The sequence below is a fragment of the Mucilaginibacter ginsenosidivorans genome, from assembly GCF_007971025.1.
In the GTDB taxonomy this organism is placed as follows: Bacteria; Bacteroidota; Bacteroidia; order Sphingobacteriales; family Sphingobacteriaceae; genus Mucilaginibacter; species Mucilaginibacter ginsenosidivorans.
Genome location: NZ_CP042436.1, coordinates 1,894,073 through 1,919,097, shown reverse-complemented (window position 1 = coordinate 1,919,097; position 25,025 = coordinate 1,894,073). Strand labels below are relative to the sequence as shown.

Sequence of the window (25,025 nt, the reverse complement as noted above, 5' to 3'; positions counted from 1 at the left end):
ATATATTGATTATTAATTGGTTAAATAATCGGCATTGCATTTGTTGTATGCTTTTCGGAAAGTATTTAATATGTCTTATTTCCGCAAAAAACTTGAACGCCGCACCTTCTCGCAGGACAGGTACTATATCCTCATCAAAAGGCAAAAGGCAGGCACAGCTACCCTTAGCGAGCTTACAGAACTCGATGAGATCGTAAATCGTGTGCCCGATATCCGCGAAAAGGTACTTCGCGAAAATTTTGAAGAATTTGCCGATAACCCCAATGATACCCCGGCAGACGAGCTGCCCGGCGACGGTTTAAACGCAACGCCGGTGCGTAAAAATCTGTGGTTGCGCATTAAGGCCGTTTTAAGGGAGGCCTTTGCTGTAAATAGCGGTGCCGTTTCCCATAAAATTAGCACCATATCCTGACAGTTTTCATTCTAATTATTTACTTTTAGTGTCGAAAACATTGTGGCATTGTAATATGCTTTAATGGTCTGCTTAACTTATGAACAAAAACAGCCTGGTTACGTTGCTCCGAACCGACAGCGCCAACCGCGATTTTCAATACCTCGTGGTTTTGATGGACCATGACTTGCGCGAACGTTATGGTACCGTGCAATCAATTTACAACGAATTAAACCAGGTAGGCAATGTAGATACCATAGTTATCGCTTATGACGAACAGCAGGCAGTAGGTTGCGGCTGCTTCCGTAAATTCAGCGATAACACGGTCGAGATCAAACGGATGTACGTTGAACCGTCGCATCGCGGCCTGGGTATTGCCACCCGCATACTGAACGAACTGGAACTATGGGCGAGGGAAAAAGGTTTTACTCACGCTATACTCGAAACCGGCCGGAAACAGCCGGAGGCAATTCACCTTTACGAACGGTCGGGCTATGCCACCACCATCAACTATGGCCCCTACGATGGCCTGGATAACAGCATTTGCATGCGTAAAAAATTGTAATTCTTCATTATCTTAGGGCAGGATTTGACACGCGACCATGCCCGCAAAATCGATCACGATAAAACGGACCGAGGCTAACGACCCGGACTTCCCCTACCTGGCAGCATTGCTTAACCACGAGCTGCACGAAAAGTATGGCGAATTGCAGGTGGTATACGACAAATTTAACCAGATAAGCAACCTCGACACTGTAGTGATAGCTTATGTAAACGACGCCCCCGCGGGTTGCGGATGCTTTAAAAGGATCGATAAAAATACGGCTGAGATAAAACGGATGTTTGTTAAGACCGGCGAACGCAACCAGGGGCTGGCATCATCTATACTGAATGAGCTGGAGGTATGGGCAAAAGAAGAAGGATATTCCTCGGCTATCCTGGAAACCGCCAACAAACAACTGGAGGCCATTGCCTTTTATGAAAAACAGGGTTATGAAATGATCCCGAACTACGGCCCTTATGTGGGGATGGAAACAAGCGTTTGTTTTGGAAAAAAGTTGTGACCGCTGATAAACGACGCCCGCTTACCCCACCAACTCCATCAGCAACAATATCGAATCGATATACTCGCGGTCATTGGCTAAGCGCGGCACTTTATGCTGACCGCCGAGTTTGCCTTTTTCTTTCATCCAGTTAAAGAAGGTACCTTCCGGTGCAACGCGCACAATGGGGCGGCGCAGGGCCATATCTTTAAAGCGCTTGGCATCGTAATCGGAGTTGATGCGGCGCAGTGTTTCGTCCAGCAAGTCGACAAAGCGGTCGAACTCAGCAGGCTTTTGCTCAAATTCGATGACCCACTCATGCGCGCCGCATTCGTCGCCTTTAAAGTAAACGGGGGCGGCGGTATATTCTTTGATGATGGCGCCGGTTTGCCTGCAGGCCTCGTCCAGTGCACGTTCGGCATTGTCGATGATCAGTTCCTCGCCAAAGGCATTTATATAATGTTTGGTTCTGCCGGTTATCTGTATCCGGTATGGCGAAAGCGATGAGAAGCGGATGGTATCGCCTATCATATAACGCCACAAACCGGCGTTGGTGCTTATAATGAGTGCGTAGTTTTTTCCCAGCTCCACTTCATCAAGCGAGAGTGTCTTCGGATTTTCATCGTGCAGGTGTTCCAGCGGCAAAAATTCGTAAAATATGCCGTAATCCAGCATCAGCAGCATATCGTCCGAATCGGGTTGGTCCTGCAAACCAAAAAAGCCCTCCGAGGCGTTATAGGTTTCCAGGTAATACATATCATCGGCTGGTATCAGCTGCCTGAACTGCTCGCGATACGGCGTAAAATTCACCGCCCCATGAAAGTATAGTTCCAGGTTCGGCCATACTTCAAGCAGGTTGCTTTTGCCCGTTATTTCGAGTATGCGTTTAAATAACAGGATATTCCATGTTGGCACGCCGCTCAGGCTGGTCACATTCACATCTTTAGTGGCGTGGGCCATCTTTTCTATTTTCTCTTCAAAATTCTCCAGCAGGGCTATATCAAGATGGGGTGTGCGGTAAAATTCGGCCCAAAGCGGCAGGTTTTTCATGATCACCGCCGACAGATCGCCAAAAAAAGTGTCAGCATAAAGCTGGTTCACCTGGTGGCTGCCGCCAAGTGTTAACGATTTTCCAGTAAATATCCTCGCATTTGGCCGGTTGTTGAAATACAGGGTCAGCATATCCTTGCCGCCTTTAAAATGGCATTCCTCCAACGATTCCTCACTCACCGGGATAAATTTGCTGCGGTCGCTGGTGGTACCTGACGATTTGGCAAACCACCTGATCTCGGTGGGCCAAAGCACATTTTGCTCGCCCTTCAGCATCCTTTCGATATAGGGCTTCAGGGTGTCATAATTTTGAATGGGCACCTGTTCCTTAAAATTTTTAAGGCTGCTTATATCCTTGTAATGATACTTCCTGCCCCATTCGGTTCCTTCCGCTTCTGATATCAATTGCTCGAACCATTCTTCCTGCACTTCATTGGGATATTTCTTAAAAAGCTCTATCTGGTGGATACGCTTTTTGATGAACCAGGTAAATACAGAGTTGATAATTGGCATATTTCAGGCGATAGTCATTGGTCAATGGTCAATGGTCATTAGGCATTGGTCACTCCGCTTCGCTGGCATTTGCTTCGTAGCATTGGTCGTTGGTTTCCCGCATTATCCAATGCCTGATAACAAACCCCAAATGCTTAAACGAAGGTCTTGCGTTTCAGCACAAAGTTTGAACCAAGATACACTTTTCTTACCATTTCATTCTCAGCTAAAACCTCCGGCACGCCCGATTCCAATATTTTCCCTTCAAAAAGCAGGTATGCACGGTCGGTTATCGACAGGGTTTCCTGCACGTTATGGTCGGTTATCAGGATGCCTATATTGCGATGCTTTAGTTTGGCCACCATTGCCTGTATCTCCTCCACGGCTATCGGGTCCACACCGGCAAAGGGTTCATCCAGCAATATAAAGTTTGGCTCGGCAGCCAGCGCCCGGGCTATTTCGGTGCGACGCCGCTCCCCGCCCGAAAGCAGGTCGCCACGGTTCTTGCGTACTTTATGCAGACTAAATTCATCTATCAACTGCTCCAGTTTATCCCGCTGCCGTTCTTTGGGCATTGTACCCATTTCCAGCACAGCCTTAATGTTATCCTCTACCGAAAGCTTGCGGAAAACCGATGCTTCCTGCGCCAGGTAACCTATTCCTTTTTGTGCGCGGCGGTACATGGGGTCGGTAGTGATGTTCTCGTCGTCAAGATAAATAGTTCCCTCGTTTGGCTTTATCAACCCAACTATCATGTAGAAGGAAGTTGTCTTACCCGCGCCGTTCGGCCCCAGTAATCCCACTATCTCGCCCTGCGAAACCTCGAACGATACGTGGTTTACAACAGCGCGTTGCTTATATTTTTTAACTAAGTCGTTTGCTTTTAAAATCATTATTATTTACGAATTACGATTTACGGATTACGATTTGCCTGCAATCGTAATTCGTAAATCTAAAATCTAAAATCGTATCCCTTTTATATTCAACTGTATCGAACGCCTGTCGCGCCAGATATTTTCTTCTATTGTATAACAAATATCGAAAGGCTTCTTCTCACTTACTTCTGCCACGTGGTTACCCAGGCCAAAGCCGATACAATCGAACGTCGGCGAGCCTTCCTGCATCACCGACATTTTCAGGTGCTGCTCTCCCGCCAAACCAGCGTAACCGTTAACTTTAACACCTTTGCTGATAAACATCGGCGCCATATTCTCAGGCCCAAACGGCCCGAACTGGTTCAATATCCTGAAAAACTTTGGTTCTATTTGTTTTAACTCCAATTCGGCATCAATTTTTATTTCCTGCACCAGTTGTTCATCAGTAATGGTGGCGCTTACCACTGCCTCAAACTTATCGGTAAAAGCCTCAATATTTTCAGGCAGCATGGTTAACCCGGCAGCGTATTTATGCCCGCCGAACTGTATCAGCAGGTCTTTGCATTCGTACAGGGCCTCATACAGATCGTACCCGAACACTGACCTTGCCGAACCCGCAACATGCCCGTTCGACCGGGTTAGAACGACGGTTGGCCGATAATATTTTTCGGTTAGCCGCGATGCGACAATTCCGATAACTCCTTTATGCCAGTTCTCGTTAAAAACCACGGTCGATTTTCGGCCCATCATCACCTCATCGTTACCGATCATGCTTAACGCCTCATCGGTAATGTTCTGATCGTGCCCCTTGCGTTCGGCGTTTTTTGTATTGATCAGCATACCCTTTTCCGTGGCCGTTTCTTCATCGCAGGCAGTAAGCAGTTCGACCGCGTGTTTCGCGTCGTCAATGCGCCCTGCCGCGTTAATGCGCGGACCAAGTGCAAATACCACATCCGATATGGCATAGTTGCCCGTCCGCCCCGAAACGCCCATCAGCGACTTAACGCCAATACACGGATCATTATTGATCTTTTGCAACCCAAAATAAGCAAGTACGCGGTTCTCACCTGTAATATGTACAATGTCGCATGCTATACTGATGGCAACCAGGTCGAGATAACGGGTTACTTCCCCGATATCAATATCATTCTTTTCGGCGTAGGCCTGCACCAGTTTAAAGCCGATACCACAACCCGAAAGTTCCTTATAAGGATAATCGCAATCACTCCTTTTCGGGTCAAGCACAGCCACCGCCGCAGGTAGTTCACTTCCCGGCAGGTGATGGTCGCAAATAATAAAATCAACACCAAGCGTGTTCGCATAAGCTATCTTATCCACCGATTTGATCCCGCAATCCAAAGCGATGATCAGGCTGAAGCCATTAGCAGCAGCATAGTCTATCCCCTCTGTTGAAATACCATAACCCTCGCGGTAACGGTCGGGTATGTAATATTCAAGATTATAATAAAACTTTTTGAAAAAACTGTAAACCAGCGATACAGCCGTGGTGCCATCCACATCATAGTCACCGTAGATCAGTATTTTTTCACCCGACGCAATAGCTATTTCAATTCGTTCTATGGCCCTTTCCATGTCCCGCATCAGGAAGGGGTCGTGCAAATGCCGAAGGTCGGGTCGGAAAAAGTAGCGGGCCTCATCATAAGTTTTGACGCCGCGCTGGAGCAATAAAGTACTTAAAACAGTATCGATGCCAAGTTCCGAAGCCAGTTTTATTACATCATCATTACCCGGCCTCTCCCTTATCGCCCACCGTTTATTCATATCTTTGTCGCTTAAAACAGTAAAGATAGATAAATGTGCAGATGTTTTGATGTGCAGATATGCGAATATGCAGATGTGCAAATGACTATAACACCTTCTATCTGCACGTTTGCACATTAATAAACCATGGAGATTTTTGCATTAGGCGAAGGGTCATATTCTGTTGACGCTTCTAAAAAATTTATACCCTTCGACCCGCAGGTAGATAACTTTCGCGAAAGGCCGGGCTCGCTTTTTATTCATGTCAATCCCTTCCTGGTAAAAACGGCCAATGACCTCATTGTGTTCGATACCGGGCTGGGCTACAAGGATACACGTGATGAACTATTCATTCACCAGCATATCCGCAACGCCGGGTTCGACCCGGACGAAGTAACGCTGATCCTGATGTCGCATTTGCATTATGACCATTCCGGAGGATTGGTTGTTGAAAGAAATGGAAAGCTCGAACCAAGTTTCCCCAAAGCAAAACACGTTATCCAGCGCGGCGAATGGAACGTAGCCATGAGCGGCAAATCTTCGTCCTACCATAAAGAAATTTTCGAGACATTGAAGGACTCGGTAGATATTGCATTTACAGAAAATTCAGGTGAGTTTAAACCCGGCATCACCTACGAAGTATCAGGCGGCCACACACCTTGTCACCAGGTATTCTGGATAGAAGATAACGGCGACAAATGTTTTTTCGGTGGCGACGAACTGCCGGAACCTGAACAATTGATACGAAAATTTATTGCCAAATATGATTTCGACGGGCGAAAGTCGATGCAGTTGCGCGAAGTGTATGGTAAAAAAGCTGCTGAAGAAGGATATACCTGCTTATTTTATCATGCCAAATCCAATCCTGTGGGAAGGGTTAAGTATGATGGTGATGTGTTTAGTATTGTACCTGTTGGGTAGGTTTTAAGAATTATACTATTGGAGGGGATTAGACGGAAATGAAATAGCTATACTCACTCATTCAACCGCTCCGATCTTTAAAACTATTTCATCCAGTCGTCAGTCAGGCGGGATTTGCTACCGCGAAAAGTTCTTTTATCTTATCCACGTTAAGCGGCTTCGATACAAAGTCTTTTACAATCGGGTATGAGCGTGCCTTGTTTATATCGTTGCTGAAAACCGAAGACGAAATAATGTACACCTTGCATTTTCCAAGTGGATCGATGTTCAGTCTGGTATACTCATCCAAAAATTCCCATCCGTTCATTATCGGCATGTTAATATCAAGGAGAATGTAGTCCGGTAGCTTCGAAGGGTCCTCACGCTGTATCTCCATCAACAGATCAATTGCATACTTGCCGTGGAGGCAAGCCATGATCTCTGTATTCAATAACGCCTTCTTAATCAACTTGATGGAAATAAAGTTGTTTATTTCGTCATCATCTACAAGTAATATACTTACTGTTCCGCTATTCGTCATCATATACACTTTATACGGCAGCAAATTTTAAAAGGTTATGTCACGTTTACACTTCTTTATAAAAAAGTTTAAATACATTAACCTTTATGCAAGTTACGGTATTTTATATATTATTCAGATAATAATAAGCACAAAATATCATGTGTGCGCACCCAAAAAAGCAAAGCCATAACGCTTGGTTAACTAATAGGAAACACCGTCGGCCTGCGTACAGTAAGCCGCCGACGTTGCGTTGCCGATATATTCCATAAAAAAGGCTCCGGTAAAGGAGCCTCAAATTAATTATATTTCTTACGCTTTATTCAAGTCCCGAACTCCGGTGTGGTCACTTCGCTTTCTTCAAACTCGTAGTCGGTTAGCGGCGGGCAACTGCATATCAGCGTCCGGTCGCCATAGGTATCGTTCACGCGACCAACCGACGGCCAGAACTTGTAAGCCGCGACGTAAGGGAGCGGAAAAGCCGCCTTCTGGCGGGTATAGGTATGCTCCCAGTGATTGCCCGTTACTACGGCAACCGTATGCGGCGCATTCTTAAGCGGGTTATTTACTTTGTCAGATTGGTCTTTTTCTACATCATCAATTTCGTAACGAATGGAGATCATCGCATCGCAAAAGCGGTCGAGTTCGTGTTTTGGCTCCGATTCGGTTGGTTCCACCATTACCGTACCGGCCACCGGGAAGGATACTGTAGGTGCATGGAAGCCATAATCCATCAGTCGTTTGGCTATGTCGATCACCTCGATACCGAAGCTTTTGAACGCGCGGCAATCCAGTATCATTTCGTGTGCACAACGCCCGTGCGCGCCCGAGTACAATACCGGGTAATGATGCTCGAGCCGCGTCTTGATGTAGTTAGCATTCAGTATAGCATATTTAGTGGCGTCGGTTAAGCCTTCGGCTCCCATCATTGCGATGTAAGCATGCGAAATGATCAGAATAGAAGCCGAACCCCATGGCGCAGCTGAAACCGCGTGGATGGATTTACCTTTATCAATATCAACTACTGCATGACCGGGAAGATAGGGCACCAAATGTTTGGCCACACCTATCGGACCCATACCAGGGCCACCACCGCCATGTGGTATGCAGAATGTCTTATGCAGGTTAAGGTGGCAAACGTCGGCCCCGATATTAGCGGGACTGGTCAGGCCCACCTGCGCATTCATGTTGGCGCCGTCCATATAAACCTGGCCGCCATTTTCATGAATAATGTTACAAATATCAATAATACCTTCCTCGAACACCCCATGTGTAGAAGGGTAGGTTACCATCAGGCATGAAAGATCGTGTTTGTGCTGTTCCGCTTTTTCTTTCAGGTCGGTTACATCGATGTTTCCATTCTCGTCACATTTAACCACAACTATCTTCATCCCCGCCATAGCCGCCGAAGCAGGATTGGTACCGTGAGCCGAAGAAGGAATAAGAACAATATTACGGTGAACATCCCCCCTGTCCATGTGATAAGCGCGGATTACCATCAGCCCTGCATATTCGCCCTGGGCACCGGCATTGGGTTGCAGGCTCATGGCGGCAAAGCCGGTAATTTCCGACAGCCAGTTGTTCAGTTCGTCAAAAAGCTGCATATAGCCTCCTACCTGGTCGGCAGGGGCAAACGGATGTATCTTGCTAAATTCGGCCCAGGTAACCGGCACCATTTCCGTCGTTGCATTCAGCTTCATGGTGCACGATCCCAAAGCGATCATGGAATGGCACAGCGACAGGTCGCGTGTTTCCAACGATTTGATATAACGCAGCATCTCATGCTCCGAATGATGTGTATTGAAAAGCGGGTGCGTCAGATAAGCTGATGTACGCTGCTGCGCTACCGGTATGACCGTTTGAATATTCCCCTTGATCTCGTCAAAGTTCACATCGCTTAATGATTTGCCTTTTACTTTGGCAAAAAAGCGCACCATGGTTTTGATATCTTCCGGCGAAGTGGTTTCATCTATCGAGATGGTGACAACGGAACCTTTGTAATGAAAGTTCATTTCATTATTCAAAGCTTCAGCATGGATAGCGCCTACCAGGTCGCCAAGGTCAAATTTCAGGGTATCAAAATAAGCATCGTTCAGTTGTTTGTAACCCAAGTCGCTAAGCGATTCGGAAAGCAGTATCGCCAAGCCGTGAATACGCTCTGCTATCAGTTTTAGTCCCTTAGGGCCGTGGTATACGCCATACATACCGGCCATAATGGCGAGTAACGCCTGGGCGGTGCATATATTGGAAGTTGCCTTATCACGGCGGATGTGCTGCTCGCGCGTTTGCAGCGCCATGCGCAGGGCATAGTCACCAGCACTGTCAATGGTTACGCCGATGATGCGGCCCGGGATAGATCTCTTGTATTCTTCTTTGGTTGCAAAAAAGGCTGCATGCGGCCCGCCGAAACCCATCGGCACGCCAAAGCGCTGGCTTGTACCAACTACGATATCGGCGCCCCATTCACCAGGAGGGGTCAATAGCAGCAGGCTCATCAGGTCGGCGACAACCGTCAACTTGATGCCCTTTTCATGGCCCTTTGCCGCAAATCCTGTATAATCATAAACTTCGCCGTCGCCTGCGGGATATTGTACAATAGCGCCGAACATATTGTCGTTCAGCTCTACCGTGCGGTGGTCGCCGATCTGTAGTTCGATACCGTAAGGCTCCGAACGTGTTTTTAAGATATCGATGGTTTGCGGGTAAACCTCTTCCGAAACAAAGAAAACCTTCGCATGATGGTTTTTGCGCAGGGTATATTGCATAAACATGGCCTCGGCGGCAGCAGTACCTTCGTCCAGCAACGAGGCATTGGCTATTTCCATCCCGGTCAGGTCAATCACCATCGTTTGGAAATTAAGCAGCGCCTGTAAGCGTCCCTGGGCTATCTCGGCCTGGTAAGGGGTGTACTGAGTGTACCATCCCGGGTTCTCCAGTATGTTGCGCTGAATAACGCCCGGTACAATCACATCGTAATAACCCTGCCCGATATAGGATTTGAAGACCTTGTTTTTCGACGCGGTTTGCCTCAGCGTATTCAGGTAATCGAACTCGCTTTTCGCGGGCGGCAGGTTTAGCGGTTTCTTTAGCCTGATGCTTGCCGGTACCGTTTGCGCGATCAATTCATCAAGTGAACTTACTCCTGTTGTTTTTAACATTTCGGCCGTATCCGCTTCATTTGGCGCGATATGCCTGTTCTGAAATTTCTCCTGATATTCCGTGTTCAGCTTCATGAATTTTTGTCCCAGTTAATTATCGGGCAAAGGTACAATTTTCGGCATTCAGTAACAATCCCGTAACCCTATAGTGACAATGGTTTTACAACTAAAAAATTCTTATATTTAAGCTGCCTTGCTATGCTTATCTCTAAACATATATCGCTTCGTTTTACCGCAACATTATTGTTGTTCGTTTCTTCAAGTTTTAGCATACCCGGACAACATGATCTCCCAAAAAAAATTACCCAAACCGTTGATTGCCCAACTTTTGATTATACCTCAATGGTTGTAACAAATGCTGATTGCCAGGAAGCAAACGGATCGATAACCGGGATAAAAATAATTTCGACTAGTACGAAGATAAATTACACCTGGTACAATAGTGCCAAAACCATAGTAGGGCATACGGCCGACTTGAAAAATATTCCCGCCGGCCTTTATTATCTTATGATAAGCGACAACAGCGATTGTGTTAATAATATAACATCCAAAAAAATACTTGTAGCAAACGAGAACGCGATATCTATGGATGAAAGCGGGGCTTCTACAATAGATGCAAGTTGTGGCAACGGAGGGGCCATAAGTGGGATATCTGTGATTGGCGCAACCGAGTACGATTGGTATAATATTGCTACTAAAACTATAGTGTCGGCATCCATTATTTCGCCCGATCTATTAAATGTACAACCTGGAGAATATCAGTTAAATGCGCATAATAGCACGTGTCAATCCATAAGCAGAATCTATACAATTAGTTCCGAAGTTAAAGTGCCAAAGGTTATTGATTATTCTACTGTTGACCCAATCTGTCCGGTAGATAATGGAAGTATTTCGGTAACGTTGAGTATACAGTCGCAGCAACCCAAACTGAAATTTTATTTTACCGACTCAACCGGCAGTCATCTTTTTGACGGAGTAATAACAGGTGACAATCCAAACCCCGTACTTACTGCCACAGGCCTATACGGCGGCATTTTCTATCTGTATGTTCAAGATGATAACAACTGTTCGGTATTATTGGGTACTTACACACTCACAGAAGCAAATGTTTATATATCGCAAACGGAGACTGAAGTTGTAAACGACCGCTGCAATCAGCATCTCGGCTATATCGCCCCTGTTATAAAAGGTTATAAGGAATCAAAGGGGGACCAATATACATGGACAGACGTTAATACTGGTCAGGTTGTCGGCAAAAACAAGATTCTGTCGAAAGTTGGGGCCGGTACTTATCAACTTAAAATTATTACGGTAGCTGGCTGTCGCGGTAAGGCTGTCTTTACACTCAATAATATATCGCCTGCCCTGGTACCCCCTATAGCCGAAGGCACTACTTCATGTCTCCCAAGCCTGATCAATATTACAGTGACCAATGTGGACACTTCAAAACTGTTCAGGCTATACGACTCACCGACATCAACCGTACCAATCGATTCAAGCAAAACCGGGATATTTTATAAACAGGTTGATCAGACCACCGATTATTATGTTACACGGGTAAGTAAAGATTGTGAAAGCGACCGCACGAAAGTTACCGAAACCGTTGTCGTATCCATCAAAATACCAAATGCATTTACACCCAATAGCGACGGCGTTAACGATACCTGGGCAATAAATGGCATCGACAAATTCCCCGGTGCCGACCTGAAGATATTTACCCGCTACGGCAAACTGATCTATCACTCCATCGACTACCCGGTGCCGTTCGACGGTACGCATAACGGCTCGCCTTTGCCCGCTGGGGCCTATTATTATATCCTCGATGTAAAGCAGCCCATCTGTTACGGCAAAATATCGGGCAGTATAACCATTATCCGTTAAGCTAATTGCCGCAGGTACATTTGTATGGTATTCTCTAATCCATAATAAAGGGCATCGCAGATAAGTGCATGTCCAATACTTATTTCTAAAAGGCCGGGTATGTTTTGGGCGAAATATTTCAGGTTGTGCAGGTCAAGGTCGTGCCCCGCGTTGATCCCAAGGCCAACTTTTTGGGCAGCTTCGGCAGCTTCCGTATAAGGCGCTATTGCCTGTTCCTTATCCTTGTGATAATGGCTCGCATAACCTTCGGTATACAATTCAATACGGTCGGTCCCGGTAGTTACTGCGGCCTCCACCATTTCCACAACCGGGTCAACAAAGATCGATACCCGTATACCCGCGTCTTTAAATATTTTGATGATATCTTTCAGATATTGTTGGTATTTAATGGTATCCCATCCATGGTTGGATGTGATCTGCCCCAAAGCATCAGGCACCAGGGTCACCTGTTCGGGCTTGTTAGCTAGTACCAGGTCGATGAACTTTTGCTCCTGGCAGTTGCCCTCGATATTGAATTCAGTCGTCACGATCTTTTTCAGATCGAATACATCCTGGTAACGGATATGCCTTTCATCCGGTCGCGGATGCACGGTAATACCCTGCGCACCAAAGCGCTCACAATCTTTGGCAACTTGTATTAAGTCGGGGTTATTCCCTCCACGCGAGTTACGCAGCGTGGCAATTTTGTTAATATTGACAGACAAACGGGTCATGGCGCTATTATTTATGCGGTAAATATCATTATTACTTGTTTAACAAAGCCAAACAATTTTAGGATTCGTTTATTTGTGAGCTTAATATGAAAAATCTGTCCCGGCGCCTTTTGCTGTTGTTAATTGTTACGTTGCCTGCTTTCATTTGCCGTGCCCAGCAAAATTTTTTGAACATCGTCAATTATCGTGTCTACTACGGCTGGGCACATAATTACCCGCAGGATTGGTTGATACTGCGCCGCTTTGAAAATAATGGCAGGGACTACTTGCTGCTGGTAGACCCGCTTACGTTGCAGACCAAGGTAAACGAAACCAGTTTTTACCAGGTTAAGGAAATGACGCTGGAACAAACGCGTGCCCGCTTCTTAAAAACCGCTTATGAAAGGGCCATCAACGCAGCCGAAAAACAATCGGTAAACATCCAGGACGCGGGCATCGAGCGCGGCTTACCCACCGAAGCGGGCATCAGCCTTACCGCCGATCTGTGTCCATCGCACAAACCACTGGACAAGCGATTGTTTGAGGCGATGTTCCATGAATTTAAGAAGGTGGAAAGGCCTGCACCCATAGCGCTATCGGTAAGCGGCCTTTGGATGAAAAATCATTTACAGGATCTTGACTGGCTGAAAAAATTGCGCAACCAGGGCGATATTCGCATCACCTGGGTCAATCACTCCTACAACCACCGGGTAAGCAAAACAGCACCGCTTAAAGAAAATTTCCTGCTGGAACCCGGCACCGACATCAATTATGAAGTGCTGGCCACCGAAAAACTGATGCTGCGGAACGGACTGGTGCCTTCGGTATTTTTCCGCTTCCCGGGATTGGTATCCGATCAGCAACTGGTTTATAAAATAACAGCTTACGGCCTTATACCTATCGGGTCGGATGCATGGCTGGCCAAAGGGCAGCGGGCGCAGAACGGCAGCATAGTCCTTATTCACGGTAATGGCAACGAACCGATGGGTGTTAACGATTTTCTCCGGTTGTTGCGATCAAAAACCCGGCAGATAAACGAAAAGCAATGGCTGCTGTACGATCTGAGCGATACTGTTGATGAGGAATTCGGACAATAGGTGGGGGTGCTGCCTAAACTATAACCTTTGCCATAGCCCTTACCGGGAAAGTACCCACACCTTTAAACTTTGGCGGGATTGCACTGAATTTAAAACCAGCGGCGGGGAGTTGACCGAGGTTGCAAAGATGCTCAACGATCAATATTTCGGCTCCAAGTAATGTGGTATGCACGGGCCTCCTGTTACCCGTTGTATCGTCAATATTCATCGAATCGATCCCAACCAGTTTAGCGCCGTTATCGCGTAAGTATTCAGCGGCCCCTTTGGTAAGGTGCGGATTCGCGTTGAAATAATTATCCGTATTCCAGAATCCGTCCCACCCGGTTTGCACCAGCACGGCCTTGTTCCTCACCTCATAGCCCTCAAAATATTTTTCTGTTATCGTCGACGTTTCGGTATGAGGCACCCGGATAACAATACCATCCAAATCGGCAAAACTTTCCAACCCAACTTCTGACAAATCTTTACCATCCGCAAAACGGTGAAAAGGGCAGTCGATATAGGTGCCCGTGTTTGATACCATCTCTATTTTGCCGATTTGGAATGTGGTACCCTCTTCATAAAAACCCTTCGAATCCTCCCGGCTCAGGAAATCGCAGATAACAGGCGCGGGTAACCCTTTATAAGTAATCAGCCCAGCCTCGATGGTATGACTCAGATCGATAAATCCTTCCGTTGTGTTACTCATTTTGATGTTTGTTTATTCAGTGCTCCTTTAATAGCAGGCACCAGCCTTGCATGCAGGGCTTTGTCAACCGCCGCTTCCGAGGTCATGCCTCCTAACGAATAGTATTTTATTTTATTAGCGTGAATTGCTCGTGAAGGTAAAGCTTCCTTATCAATTGAACAAAAAAACACCGCCTCCCCGGTAATGATTCTTAAGTCAAGAGTTTTGTATGTTCTGCTTACGGGGGTCCCTTTCAATAATCATAAATATGTTCTACCTTAATGGCACGGTCGCGTGTTAATACACGAAGAATACCGCTTAAACTATCAACGGGCGTCACGATTGCTACCCTATTCAAGCCGGGTTGAGTAACGATGGACTGTGTAAACAGCACTTCCCATCCGCTGGTCTTTTGTAACGATTTATTCGTTAGAATCGTCAGCATGATTGCTGACTTATTTCCGGCTATCTCTCTGAAATTCACACCACTATTAGCAAGCTTACAGGCTGCCGAATTGAACGCTGCATACCTGGGCAGATCCATTACAAAGCATCCGCCAGGCATTTTTCGTATATTTTTTATTTCAGTAAACAATTTGATGTCCGGGGGCAATTTGTCGGTGACAACAGCCGTGTTAAATAAAGCATTATCATATGATGCCTTCGTAGCCAGTTTGATCAGCCATCCATATCCGGCCTTTACCAGCAACTCACTTGTCAGATAATATCGACGTTCGGCCTTTCTTAAAATATGCGGACCGGTTATATCCGTCCCGCTCCAAAGCTGTTTTAGTCTGGTTGTAAAATCATACTCGTACCAGGGATATTGTTCTATAAACTCTACATAGCTGTTAAGATACACAGCATTAAACTTATCCTCATCGGTCATCTGTTCTTCGGGTGCGATATCTGTCAACCGGCCCGCCAGCGTCTCATATACCGACTTTACATCATACTCCAGAGTCGTGCTTCCAGCTATCACAACGATCATGACATGGTACCCCATATTAAACTTGTAGTTTCCCTTGATCTGGTCGTTGATTACATCATATCCTTTCCACAGTTGGCGGACGTGCGCCTGATACGGGAAAGTGGTTGAGGTATGTTTTTTAAAATAATCAGCCTGTTCGGAAGGGCTAAATACAAGGAACCATTCCGGAAAGGTGAGAAATGTTTGATCAGGTGGACGTACATCCTTTACCGGTATCATTGGCCGGGCACTTGACTTCAGCCATGCCTTATTCACAACCAACCCCTTGCCTGCCGGAATAGTCAGCGGTTTCATGCTGCGTATATACCAGGTGATCCCCGCCAGCAATACCGAAATTAGGGTTAATATCCGCAGCCTTGCCATTTTTTTATAATTTAGTAAATAGCATCAACGTGTTATCCGATGGATCATTTTCCTGCAATATTCGTTCGCCGGCATCTTTGAATCCAGCTTTTGCGATAAGCAAGGCCCATTCATCGGCCGACCTGAAATTTTTTGAGTCTTTTTGTTCAAACTCCCAACTTTCATTCAACCCTACATTAAATACCGTATGCACAAGTGAAACAAAAGTGGCCATTTGCGATGTCTTTACGTCATGGTCGCGGATAATAAAAGCTCCGCCATTTCTCAGAATTCGATGAACGGAGCTAATAAATGCGTTAAGTTTCGCCGGCGGGCAATGATGCAACCCAATATAGCACGTAACCAGATCAATGCTTTCCGATGCTATTTCAGCTATAGGCTCATAGTTATTTAGATTGACAAAACTTCCGATCTTAGCCAGTTGTCCGCGCTCCATAATATCAGCAGGAGAGTTCGCTGGTGCAATATCATTCATTAAATATACCGTTCCGGCTATTTTAATTTCTTTCTTTAACCTGCTAATATACCTGCCTGTAGAACCAATCTCAAGATACCCGTTTATCTCTTTTTTTTCTCCTAATAGTCGAAGAGTCTGCCTTACTATCTCTTTCTTTTGTTTTTTTAGGGCGGGCAGTGCATATGTCAATTCCGAAAGAAACGGTTTAATGTCTGGTAGTTTTTCCTGTATTGACTTATAAATTTCCTCATCGGTTACATTAGTCGCCGTTTGCTCCTTTATCAGTTGGTGGAACTTGTCCTCAGGAAACAAATGAAATATCACTTGCAGAAAACGATAAAACTTATCGCTCCAAACTGTATCGTTAAATACTGATTTAAACTCTGACGATGTATTAGCCATGATCTTTCTGGTTAAGGTTTGTAATAAGTATCCCAAAGGGTGTTCCTGAACCGATTATCGGGATCGAGCTTTGCTTTTAGTGCAAATAATTTGCCTGCGTCAGGATAGGCTCTGTGAAATTGATCAGCAGTTGCGTGAACCTGATAAGGTAAATAATATGCACCGTTTACAGCGATAACAGCATCGGCTAATTCCCGCGTCCATACAGCCACTTTGTTTTTTGATATGGCATCGGTCCGTTGCTTGTAATAAACTACAAATGCGAACACTTCTTCACGCGCCCAGGCCAAATAGGTGCCGGGGTCGGCCTTGGCATGCCTGATAGAAACATTCAGTACATTTACATCGTACCGGATAAATATTTTTGCCATAGCTTGTTCAAATTCATCGAACCGATTTACCGGGACAAAATATTCAAGCAACACATAGGTGCTGTTAACGCGCGATTTAGGCTCAAGTTCTGCAACGTCATAACCAGCTTCATAGTTTCGCCAGTGTATTTTTTTATTTCTGTAAACCAGGGGGTCTATCACAAATTCACGGCGCCATTTTCCTAAAGGCGTTTCGGTGAACGCCCATAAAAAATAGCGTTCAGCCGGATATGACTCCCGCAGAGGCATTAGCCTGGTTTTCACTGTGGGCTTTTCATTCGTTTCTATCCAGCTAATAGCCCGCACACGTTTATATTTGGGAGGGTAAATATCCCCGTTATGAAATATCGCCTTTTTATTCGCCCGTACATTTTCAAAAAAATAGGATTTATAGTCGGCTACTTTCATTTTTTGCTGAACCCGTTTCATTGGCACATTGTCGGCCAGTTCAAGTTCGACCTCCGCAATAATACCGATAGCATTGTATCCACCTATTGCGCCAAAAAATATCTCCTTGTTTTCGTTTAGGCTTGCATGTACCAAATTACCATTGGCCAAAACCACATTGATTGAGCGGACGCTCAAAACAGCAGGCCCCATACCTATGTACCGCCCATGCGCGTTTACGCTTAGTGCGCCCCCTACTGTAAAATTAGCATAAGTCTGCATGGTCTTTATACTAAGGTCATATTCGTCGATATATTGCTGTATATCACACCAACGGATACCAGCCTGAACCTCGATCACCTTCGCACTTTCCGAAAAGTGAATGATCTTGTTCAGCCCGCGCATATCTATGTGCGTACTGTAAGGGCTTGCAGTTTGCCCACCCATACTAAAACGTCCGCCGCCAACTGAAATTGGGCCAATAGAATTCTTCACAAAATCACAGAGGTCATTTACCGATTTTGGCTTAAATATTTTTGAAACAAGTATTGGGTTTAGCTTAGTTACATCGTCAATAATGCGTTCATTAGTTTTCAGATGAGGTATCTCTTTCCCTTCGTCATTCTTTAGATAATCGGTGGCCGAGCCAGGAACGGCGCCGTACCGGTTGGGGTTTATGTTGCCTTTCCTGAAGCCAAGCATCATGATGAGCAGCAAGGGTCCAAGAGCTGGTATTGCTAACAGAAACATCCAGTAACCAGACAAGTTTTGATCATGCAGGCGTTTAAAGGACGTCGCTATAATAATCCAGAATAAAATTGGATATAAAATAAATGTTGCGCCTGAACCAATTGCAAACCAAAGCAGGTTAAACAACACATAAAAGCTGCACCAATAAAAAATGGATGCCATCCAATAAGTGCCGCGTGATATGCGCCCCTTTATAGTGAACAACAGATAGCTAACAGGCAGCTTTTGTTTTAAGCGCATTGTATGTATAAGGTCTCCTTAGCGGCACTAATATAATATTAAAATGAACAGATTATATAACAAAAAAGGCACCGCCTCCCCGGCGGTGCCTTTTTATTTGCGGTAAAAACCTTTCAGCTTTCGCCTTTATCCTTTCACCTTAATAACGGTAATACTCTGGTTTAAACGGACCTGCAACCGGTACGCCGATGTAATCAGCCTGGTGCTGGTCCAGTTCTTCCAGTTCCACGCCGATTTTGGCTAAGTGCAAACGGGCCACTTTTTCGTCCAGGTGTTTTGGCAGGGTATATACTTTATTTTCGTATTTATCGCTGTTTGCCCAAAGCTCTAACTGAGCCAGGGTTTGGTTAGTGAACGAGTTACTCATTACGAAACTTGGGTGACCGGTAGCACAACCCAGGTTCACCAGGCGACCTTCGGCCAATACGATCAGATCCTTGCCATCGATAGTGTACTTATCTACCTGCGGTTTAATTTCGATCTTGGTATTGCCATAGGCGCCGTTAAGCCAGGCCATATCGATCTCGTTATCAAAGTGGCCGATGTTACAAACAATGGCTTTATCTTTCAATGCGCGGAAATGTTGTTCCTTAACAATGTCGCAGTTGCCGGTGGCGGTTACGACAATGTCAGCTTCGGCAATAGCGGTCGAAAGCTTCTTCACTTCAAAACCTTCCATAGCAGCCTGAAGCGCACAGATAGGATCTATTTCGGTTACGATAACACGAACGCCTGCATTACGCAACGAATCGGCGGAACCTTTACCCACGTCACCATAACCACAAACAACGGCTACTTTTCCAGCCATCATCACGTCGGTAGCGCGGCGGATAGCATCCACCAGCGATTCGCGGCAGCCATATTTATTATCGAATTTTGATTTCGTAACCGAATCGTTCACGTTGATAGCAGGCATCGGCAAAGTGCCGGCCTTTACCCTGTCGTACAAACGGTGCACGCCTGTCGTAGTTTCTTCTGATAAACCTTTGATACCCGCAACCAGTTCAGGGTATTTATCCAATACCATGTTGGTCAGGTCACCCCCGTCATCCAGTATCATGTTCAATGGCTTGCGTTCTTCGCCAAAAAATAAGGTTTGCTCAATGCACCAGTCAAATTCTTCGGCGTTCATGCCTTTCCAGGCATAAACCGATGTTCCGGCAGCGGCAATGGCCGAAGCAGCGTGGTCCTGGGTCGAAAATATATTGCACGACGACCAGGTAACCTCGGCGCCCAGCGCCTGCAATGTTTCAATTAAAACAGCGGTTTGTATGGTCATGTGCAGACAGCCTGCAATGCGCGCGCCTTTTAAAGGCTGCGACGGACCGTATTCGGCACGCAGGGCCATCAGGCCCGGCATTTCGGCTTCGGCAAGCCCTATTTCTTTGCGGCCCCATTCGGCCAGCGACATATCTTTTACCTTATGCTTAATATAAGCAGTATCTGTTATCGACATAGTTTTTCAATTTGTTTGTGGTGCAAAAATAAGCAATGGGATTGTGTAAATCAAGTTACGCGCTCACCAACTCGGGCTTAGTGTGTTTGGCAACTTGTTGAGTATTAGCCGACATGGAGAGTTTTCCATTATGTGCGCCCCCGGTTTCAACCTGAAGTACCTGCGTTTTGATATCGCCGGTGATACGTCCCGTACTCCTTATTTCTAATGAATGTGTATTGATATTTCCGTTTACTGTGCCATAAACAATGATGTCCTTAGTGTGGATGTTCCCTGTTACACTTCCTTTTTCGCCCAGGATCAGCCCTTCGTCAATGGTTACGTCACCATTTATCGTTCCGTCTATCCTTACATAAGCCGGTGCCTTCATGTTGCCGTCAAACACACAACCCTCGCTTATCAGGGTCGATATCGCCTGCTGGTCCAGTTCTACTTTCTTCTTTTTCGAAAACATGCCTTTTTTAGTTATCAGTTGATTATGTTAGATTAAGTTGATTGGATCAGGTTAATTCAACTTCATCAACCACGTCCTCAATCAACCGCTCACTTAAACTAATTATTCAGTGTCAAAAACCTGACCGGGTTAACCGGTTTCCCATTCTTGCGTACTTCGTAATGCAAATGCGTACCGGTTGAGCGGCCCGTCGAGCCAACCTTCCCGATCACATCGCCTGTTTTTACCGGTTCGCCCTCCTGCACATTGATGTGCGACAAGTGGCCGTACAACGTCTGGAAATCATTTTTATGCTGCACGATAATGCAATTTCCGTAACCACCTTTCCACCCGGTGAATACCACTTTGCCATCGGCTGTCACGTGTACCGGATCGCCTTTGGCACCCCTGAAATCGATACCAGGATGCAGCTCCGCGCTTTCGCCGTCAAATGGGTCGCTACGGTAACCGAATGCCGAAGTAATAGAACTTATCCGCGGATATCCCATTGGTGTAAAGGCCACGCTGTTTAGCAAACGGCTAAGATATTCGTCATAAAGCGAATATTTCTCATTATCGCTCAGGTCGGCAGCAGCTTTGTTGTCGCCCCCTATATCTTTGGTCGAAAAGCCCTTCAGGCCCCTCTTTCTCAAATAGTCGTTTATTTTTTGCAGCTTACCCTGTATCGATTCGATATAAGTTTGGGCCGAGCTTTTGGCAACTGCCTGGCTATCAGCGGCAGCTTCAACCGCTGGCAGCTTGCTTTGCAGCCGGGCTATTTGCGACCGCAGTTGCTGCTTCTCCAGCTCATCCTTGCTACCTTTTGATGAAAGGTAAATAACCATACAGGCGAGCGCAAGGATAACACAACCGATAGTGGCTATATAGTGTTTTACTCTTTTTAAGTGCTTTGTTTTTACCCGGATAGCCTGTGTTTGCTCCTGGTTTTTGTTAACAATAATGATCGTACTAAAATTGGTCAGTTTTAGGTTCATGCTGCTAGTTTGAGTTGACTTGGGTTCTGCAATATAAGAGAATAGACGTATAAAAACCCAAAATATTTCGAAAATTTAACATTAAATTCAAATCTTTCTGACCTGCCATCGCTCATGGTTTCCTTTTACGTTTTAAGTCAGCAAAATGTTATTATTACACTTATAAAATTTGAATAAAAAATGATTTTATACCTTTGTAAAAAGTTTATTGAACAAACATGATGTACCCTGAATATTTAGTTACCCCAATGCGGGAGGAACTGACCAGAGTTGGTTTTGAAGAGTTAAAAGATGCAGATGCAGTAACCAAGGCTATCGAGAGTGAAGGTACCGTATTTGTGATGGTAAATTCGGTATGCGGTTGTGCCGCCGGCATGGCGCGCCCTGCTGCACGTGCAGCGGTGCAAAACGAAAAGCACCCGGATAAATTGGTAACTGTGTTTGCCGGTATGGAAACCGAGGCTGTAAACAAGGCCCGCGCTTACATGCTGCCGTACCCGCCATCGTCACCCGCTATGGCATTGTTTAAGAATGGCAAGCTGGTGCATATGATCGAGCGTCACCAGATAGAAGGCCGCCCTGCACAGATGATAGCCGATAACCTGATCGGTGCATTTGAACAATACTGCTAATTAGGTCAAAGGATAAAGGTGAAAGGCTGAAAGGAACATTTTTCTTTTCAGCCTTTTCATTTTTAAGATCTTGGCCCAATGAAACCTTTCGCCTTTATCCTTTCTAAATAATTGGTATATCCGGATTATCAGGTTTGCTTTTGAGATCTTTATCCGATTTGAGCTTCTTTTCTTCCTGGCCGTTTATCATCTCCATCAGGCCAGGGCCGTCGGGATGTCCCCTGGCCTCTTTTACCGGATTGTTCTCGGCAGGCTTAGTTTGTTTATTTTTATGAGTATTCATATTTAATTAACGTGAACCCCGATCGTTTTGTTTTATTTACCGCTGTATTGCAGCTCCGCCTGGATCGTGATCGGACGCGGCACCTTAGCATCGATAAGCGATGGCGTCAGGTACATCAATCGCAGGCTGGCCCGACCGCAGCGATTACTGGAAAGCAATAAAGGATAGCTGCTATCCCATATTGAAAAAATGCCGGCTTACGATTCATCGCGAGGTTTTTATTGACCTAATAGAGCTAAGACGAGCGATATTATCCGGTTGCTACAATTACCGACGCTCCCTGCAAAAAAAACTTCCCCTCAAAATCACTCGCTCCGCAAACTCTTTATCGGGTTCATCAAGGCTGCTTTTATCGCCTGGAAACTTACCGTAACCAGCGCTATAAACAGGATGATAATCCCCGCCATTGCAAACATCCACCATTGCATAGGCGTATGGTATTCAAAACCAAGCAGCCACTTGTTCATGGCATACCACGACACCGGTAGTGCGATAAGCAGCGCAATACCTATAAGCATCAAAAACTCCCGCGACAAAAGAGCGTATAACGACTGCACACTCGCTCCCAAAACCTTGCGTATGCCGATCTCTTTAACCCTTTGTTCGGCAGTGAACATCGCCAGGCCAAGTAGCCCGAGGCATGATATCAGTATGGCCAGGAAGGAAAAGGCATCCGAAAGCTTGCTGACGATCTGCTCGTTCTGATAAAGTTTCTGGTATTCCTCGTCCGAAAAATAATAGGTGAACGGGAAAGCCGGGTTCATCTGTTTGCATAACTTCTCCATGCTGCTAAGTGCCTCACGCGTTTTGCCTGGCCGGGTGCGAATAAGGAAATTCCCGTAATCCTCGTTTTCACGCAGCCTCAATATCAGCGGCCGTATCCGATCATGCAACGAATTAAAGTGAAAATCCCGCAGTACTCCTATTATTTTTCCTTTCTTACCCCACATCGTAAGCGGTTGCCCAATGGGGTCCTTGTATCCTATTCGTTTCAACGCCGCTTCGTTTATGATGTACCCGATTGAATCAGTGGCAAAGTCTTTTGAAAAATCGCGTCCTGCGGCCATTTTCAGCTTCATCGTTTTGGTAAAGTCGTACCCCACCGAAGCAAATGTAAACTGGATGTTAACGGTCGTATCCTTACCTACCCAGTTAATACCGCCTGTGCTGCCTTGTATATTGGTTGGTGTATTGCTTATGCGGGTAACCGATTCCACACCCGGCATGCTTAAGGCCTCCTGCTTAAACACCTCGTATTTCTGAATAAGTGTGCCCTCCATGGGAACATATACCAGGTTTTCGCGATCATAACCCAGGTTTTTGGATTGTATGTAGCTCATTTGTTTGGATACAACTATCGTTGCCGTGATCAGTACAATTGACAGGAAGAATTGAAAAACCACCAGCCCCTTGCGGAAAAACGTAGTGCCGGTATCCAGCTTCAATGTCCCTTTCAGTACCTTAACGGGTTTGAACGAAGACAAAAACAAGGCAGGATAACTGCCGGCGATAAGCCCGGTGACCAGGGTAATGGCGGTCAGCCGCGCCCAGAACCCAGGCTGGTTAAACGGAAGCACTATCTGTTTTTGTGTCACATCGTTAAATACCGGCAACAGCAGCGCCAGTAATACCAGCGAAACCGCAACTGCAATAAAAGTGATCAGCATCGATTCGCTGATAAACTGCTGGATAAGTGAACTGCGCAAGGCACCAACCACCTTGCGTACGCCTATTTCTTTAGCCCTTTTTACCGACCGTGCCGTGGCCAGGTTCATAAAATTAATACAGGCTATCAGCAGAATGAATACCGCCACTATGCTGAACAAGCGCACATAGGCTATGCGTCCGCCATCTATCCGTCCCTGGTCGTCAAAATTTCCATGCAGATATTTTTCGCTGTATGGCTGCAGAGCCAGGTCGATGATGAAGGTTGCTGTTTTACGATCCAGGTTATTGTATTTATCCAAAAACCTCGTTATCTTTTTTTCCACCAGCGCAGCATTGGCATCCGGGCGCAGCATGATATAGGCAGACGGCCCGTTATTACCCCATTCCAGCGCCCAGCTATTGTCGTCGGTGAATACTTTCCAGTTTGTTATAAAATCGACTTTTTCAGATACATTGGCCCCCATATCCTCAAAGACTGCGGTTACCGTAAGGCTTTTATCATTGTTGTATCGAATCGTTTTATTTATCGCAGCAGCCGGGCTGCCATAAAATGCCACCGCCATTTTCCTCGATATAGCTATGGCTACCGGACCTTTGAGCGCGTTTTGTGCATTGCCTTCGATAAGAGGATAGCTAAACATTTTGAAATAATCCGGGCCGGCCGAATTACCGTTCATTTTCAATATTTTATCACCCGCCTGAAAAGTCGCCGGGTTGGTAAAAGCGTAAGGTGACGCATATTCGATTTCTGGGATAACCTTTTTCATCTCCTCGGCCGCGGGGCCCGGGGTGTTATAGGTGCCGTGTGCCTTATGGTCATAATACTGGCTTGCATAAACCGAGTAAAGCCGCGACGAATTTTTATGAAATGAATCCATCGCCAGCTCATTCTGCACCCACAACAAAATAAGGATGCTGCAAACCAGTCCTACCGACAAGCCCGCGATGTTGATGAAGGTATGCGTTTTGTTTTTCGACAAATTGCGCCAGGCAACTTTAAGGTAATTTTTGATCATAGTCTGTTGGTTTAGCTGTTAATTGGTTCAATCGTTCATTACAGCCCGCTGTAA

22 protein-coding genes are annotated in these 25,025 nt (G+C 45.8%); 7 read left to right on the top strand and 15 right to left on the bottom strand.

Annotated features, from left to right (window positions below):
• Positions 1–70 precede the first annotated feature (70 nt).
• The 3 genes from FRZ54_RS08795 to FRZ54_RS08785 all read left to right on the top strand — a co-directional run bounded on the left by FRZ54_RS08795 (position 71) and on the right by FRZ54_RS08785 (position 1,455).
• Positions 71–412: a hypothetical protein gene (locus tag FRZ54_RS08795; protein ID WP_147031256.1), complete on the top strand. Its 342-nt coding sequence runs from the start codon at positions 71–73 to the stop codon at positions 410–412.
• A 79-nt stretch (positions 413–491) separates the two neighbouring features.
• On the top strand, positions 492–956 hold the full coding sequence (locus tag FRZ54_RS08790) for a GNAT family N-acetyltransferase (protein ID WP_147031255.1): 465 nt from the start codon (positions 492–494) through the stop codon (positions 954–956).
• 37 nt (positions 957–993) lie between these two features.
• Entirely contained in the window at positions 994–1,455 is a 462-nt protein-coding gene (locus tag FRZ54_RS08785; RefSeq protein ID WP_147031254.1) for a GNAT family N-acetyltransferase, read from the top strand.
• 21 nt (positions 1,456–1,476) lie between these two features.
• On the opposite strand, the gene FRZ54_RS08780 is transcribed toward FRZ54_RS08785, so the two are convergent.
• The 3 genes from FRZ54_RS08780 to recJ form a co-directional block, all read right to left on the bottom strand.
• Positions 1,477–2,997 carry a GH3 auxin-responsive promoter family protein gene (locus tag FRZ54_RS08780; RefSeq protein WP_147031253.1) on the bottom strand — a complete coding sequence of 507 codons (1,521 nt, stop codon included), beginning with the start codon at positions 2,995–2,997 and terminating at the stop codon, positions 1,477–1,479.
• Positions 2,998–3,131: 134 nt separating this feature from the next.
• Positions 3,132–3,869: an LPS export ABC transporter ATP-binding protein gene (lptB, locus tag FRZ54_RS08775; protein ID WP_147031252.1), complete on the bottom strand. Its 738-nt coding sequence runs from the start codon at positions 3,867–3,869 to the stop codon at positions 3,132–3,134.
• Positions 3,870–3,935: 66 nt separating this feature from the next.
• Positions 3,936–5,633 carry a single-stranded-DNA-specific exonuclease RecJ gene (recJ, locus tag FRZ54_RS08770; RefSeq protein WP_147031251.1) on the bottom strand — a complete coding sequence of 566 codons (1,698 nt, stop codon included), beginning with the start codon at positions 5,631–5,633 and terminating at the stop codon, positions 3,936–3,938.
• A 126-nt stretch (positions 5,634–5,759) separates the two neighbouring features.
• Here recJ and FRZ54_RS08765 point away from each other — a divergent pair, with 126 nt between their 5' ends.
• Entirely contained in the window at positions 5,760–6,533 is a 774-nt protein-coding gene (locus tag FRZ54_RS08765) for an MBL fold metallo-hydrolase (RefSeq protein ID WP_147031250.1), read from the top strand.
• A gap of 103 nt (positions 6,534–6,636) precedes the next feature.
• On the opposite strand, the gene FRZ54_RS08760 is transcribed toward FRZ54_RS08765, so the two are convergent.
• Together FRZ54_RS08760 and gcvP are read right to left on the bottom strand one after the other, a co-directional pair.
• Entirely contained in the window at positions 6,637–7,056 is a 420-nt protein-coding gene (locus FRZ54_RS08760; RefSeq protein WP_147031249.1) for a response regulator, read from the bottom strand.
• A 299-nt stretch (positions 7,057–7,355) separates the two neighbouring features.
• The gene (gene gcvP, locus FRZ54_RS08755) at positions 7,356–10,265 is read right to left on the bottom strand and encodes an aminomethyl-transferring glycine dehydrogenase (RefSeq protein ID WP_147031248.1); all 2,910 of its coding nucleotides are present in this window, start codon (positions 10,263–10,265) and stop codon (positions 7,356–7,358) included.
• A gap of 267 nt (positions 10,266–10,532) precedes the next feature.
• Here gcvP and FRZ54_RS08750 point away from each other — a divergent pair, with 267 nt between their 5' ends.
• Positions 10,533–12,071 carry a gliding motility-associated C-terminal domain-containing protein gene (locus tag FRZ54_RS08750; protein WP_187359797.1) on the top strand — a complete coding sequence of 513 codons (1,539 nt, stop codon included), beginning with the start codon at positions 10,533–10,535 and terminating at the stop codon, positions 12,069–12,071.
• Here the strand turns inward: FRZ54_RS08750 and FRZ54_RS08745 are convergent.
• Positions 12,068–12,784 carry a pyridoxine 5'-phosphate synthase gene (locus FRZ54_RS08745; RefSeq protein WP_147031246.1) on the bottom strand — a complete coding sequence of 239 codons (717 nt, stop codon included), beginning with the start codon at positions 12,782–12,784 and terminating at the stop codon, positions 12,068–12,070. The two genes, FRZ54_RS08750 and FRZ54_RS08745, sit on opposite strands and share 4 nt — an antisense overlap.
• A gap of 86 nt (positions 12,785–12,870) precedes the next feature.
• Here FRZ54_RS08745 and FRZ54_RS08740 point away from each other — a divergent pair, with 86 nt between their 5' ends.
• The gene (locus tag FRZ54_RS08740) at positions 12,871–13,860 is read left to right on the top strand and encodes a polysaccharide deacetylase family protein (RefSeq protein WP_228462663.1); all 990 of its coding nucleotides are present in this window, start codon (positions 12,871–12,873) and stop codon (positions 13,858–13,860) included.
• Between the two features lie 13 nt (positions 13,861–13,873).
• Here the strand turns inward: FRZ54_RS08740 and FRZ54_RS08735 are convergent, their stop codons facing one another.
• The 7 genes from FRZ54_RS08735 to FRZ54_RS08705 all read right to left on the bottom strand — a co-directional run bounded on the left by FRZ54_RS08735 (position 13,874) and on the right by FRZ54_RS08705 (position 21,372).
• Positions 13,874–14,548, bottom strand: coding sequence for a cyclase family protein (locus FRZ54_RS08735; RefSeq protein WP_147031245.1), 675 nt, complete (start codon positions 14,546–14,548; stop codon positions 13,874–13,876).
• Positions 14,549–14,780: 232 nt separating this feature from the next.
• The gene (locus FRZ54_RS08730; protein ID WP_147031244.1) at positions 14,781–15,881 is read right to left on the bottom strand and encodes a hypothetical protein; all 1,101 of its coding nucleotides are present in this window, start codon (positions 15,879–15,881) and stop codon (positions 14,781–14,783) included.
• 4 nt (positions 15,882–15,885) lie between these two features.
• Positions 15,886–16,740, bottom strand: a complete 855-nt coding sequence (locus FRZ54_RS08725; protein ID WP_147031243.1) for a class I SAM-dependent methyltransferase — start codon at positions 16,738–16,740, stop codon at positions 15,886–15,888.
• A gap of 11 nt (positions 16,741–16,751) precedes the next feature.
• Positions 16,752–18,488 carry an FAD-binding protein gene (locus FRZ54_RS08720; RefSeq protein ID WP_147031242.1) on the bottom strand — a complete coding sequence of 579 codons (1,737 nt, stop codon included), beginning with the start codon at positions 18,486–18,488 and terminating at the stop codon, positions 16,752–16,754.
• Positions 18,489–18,627: 139 nt separating this feature from the next.
• Positions 18,628–19,944 carry an adenosylhomocysteinase gene (gene ahcY, locus FRZ54_RS08715; RefSeq protein WP_147031241.1) on the bottom strand — a complete coding sequence of 439 codons (1,317 nt, stop codon included), beginning with the start codon at positions 19,942–19,944 and terminating at the stop codon, positions 18,628–18,630.
• 55 nt (positions 19,945–19,999) lie between these two features.
• A complete protein-coding gene (locus tag FRZ54_RS08710; protein WP_147031240.1) occupies positions 20,000–20,398 on the bottom strand; it encodes a bactofilin family protein in 399 nt (132 codons plus the stop codon).
• Between the two features lie 98 nt (positions 20,399–20,496).
• Entirely contained in the window at positions 20,497–21,372 is an 876-nt protein-coding gene (locus tag FRZ54_RS08705) for a M23 family metallopeptidase (RefSeq protein WP_147031239.1), read from the bottom strand.
• Between the two features lie 221 nt (positions 21,373–21,593).
• On the opposite strand from FRZ54_RS08705, the gene FRZ54_RS08700 reads away from it, so the two are divergent.
• The gene (locus tag FRZ54_RS08700; RefSeq protein ID WP_147034454.1) at positions 21,594–22,004 is read left to right on the top strand and encodes a BrxA/BrxB family bacilliredoxin; all 411 of its coding nucleotides are present in this window, start codon (positions 21,594–21,596) and stop codon (positions 22,002–22,004) included.
• 103 nt (positions 22,005–22,107) lie between these two features.
• Here the strand turns inward: FRZ54_RS08700 and FRZ54_RS08695 are convergent, their stop codons facing one another.
• The gene (locus FRZ54_RS08695) at positions 22,108–22,287 is read right to left on the bottom strand and encodes a hypothetical protein (protein WP_147031238.1); all 180 of its coding nucleotides are present in this window, start codon (positions 22,285–22,287) and stop codon (positions 22,108–22,110) included.
• A 305-nt stretch (positions 22,288–22,592) separates the two neighbouring features.
• Entirely contained in the window at positions 22,593–24,971 is a 2,379-nt protein-coding gene (locus FRZ54_RS08690; RefSeq protein WP_147031237.1) for an ABC transporter permease, read from the bottom strand.
• Positions 24,972–25,025: the final 54 nt, after the last annotated feature.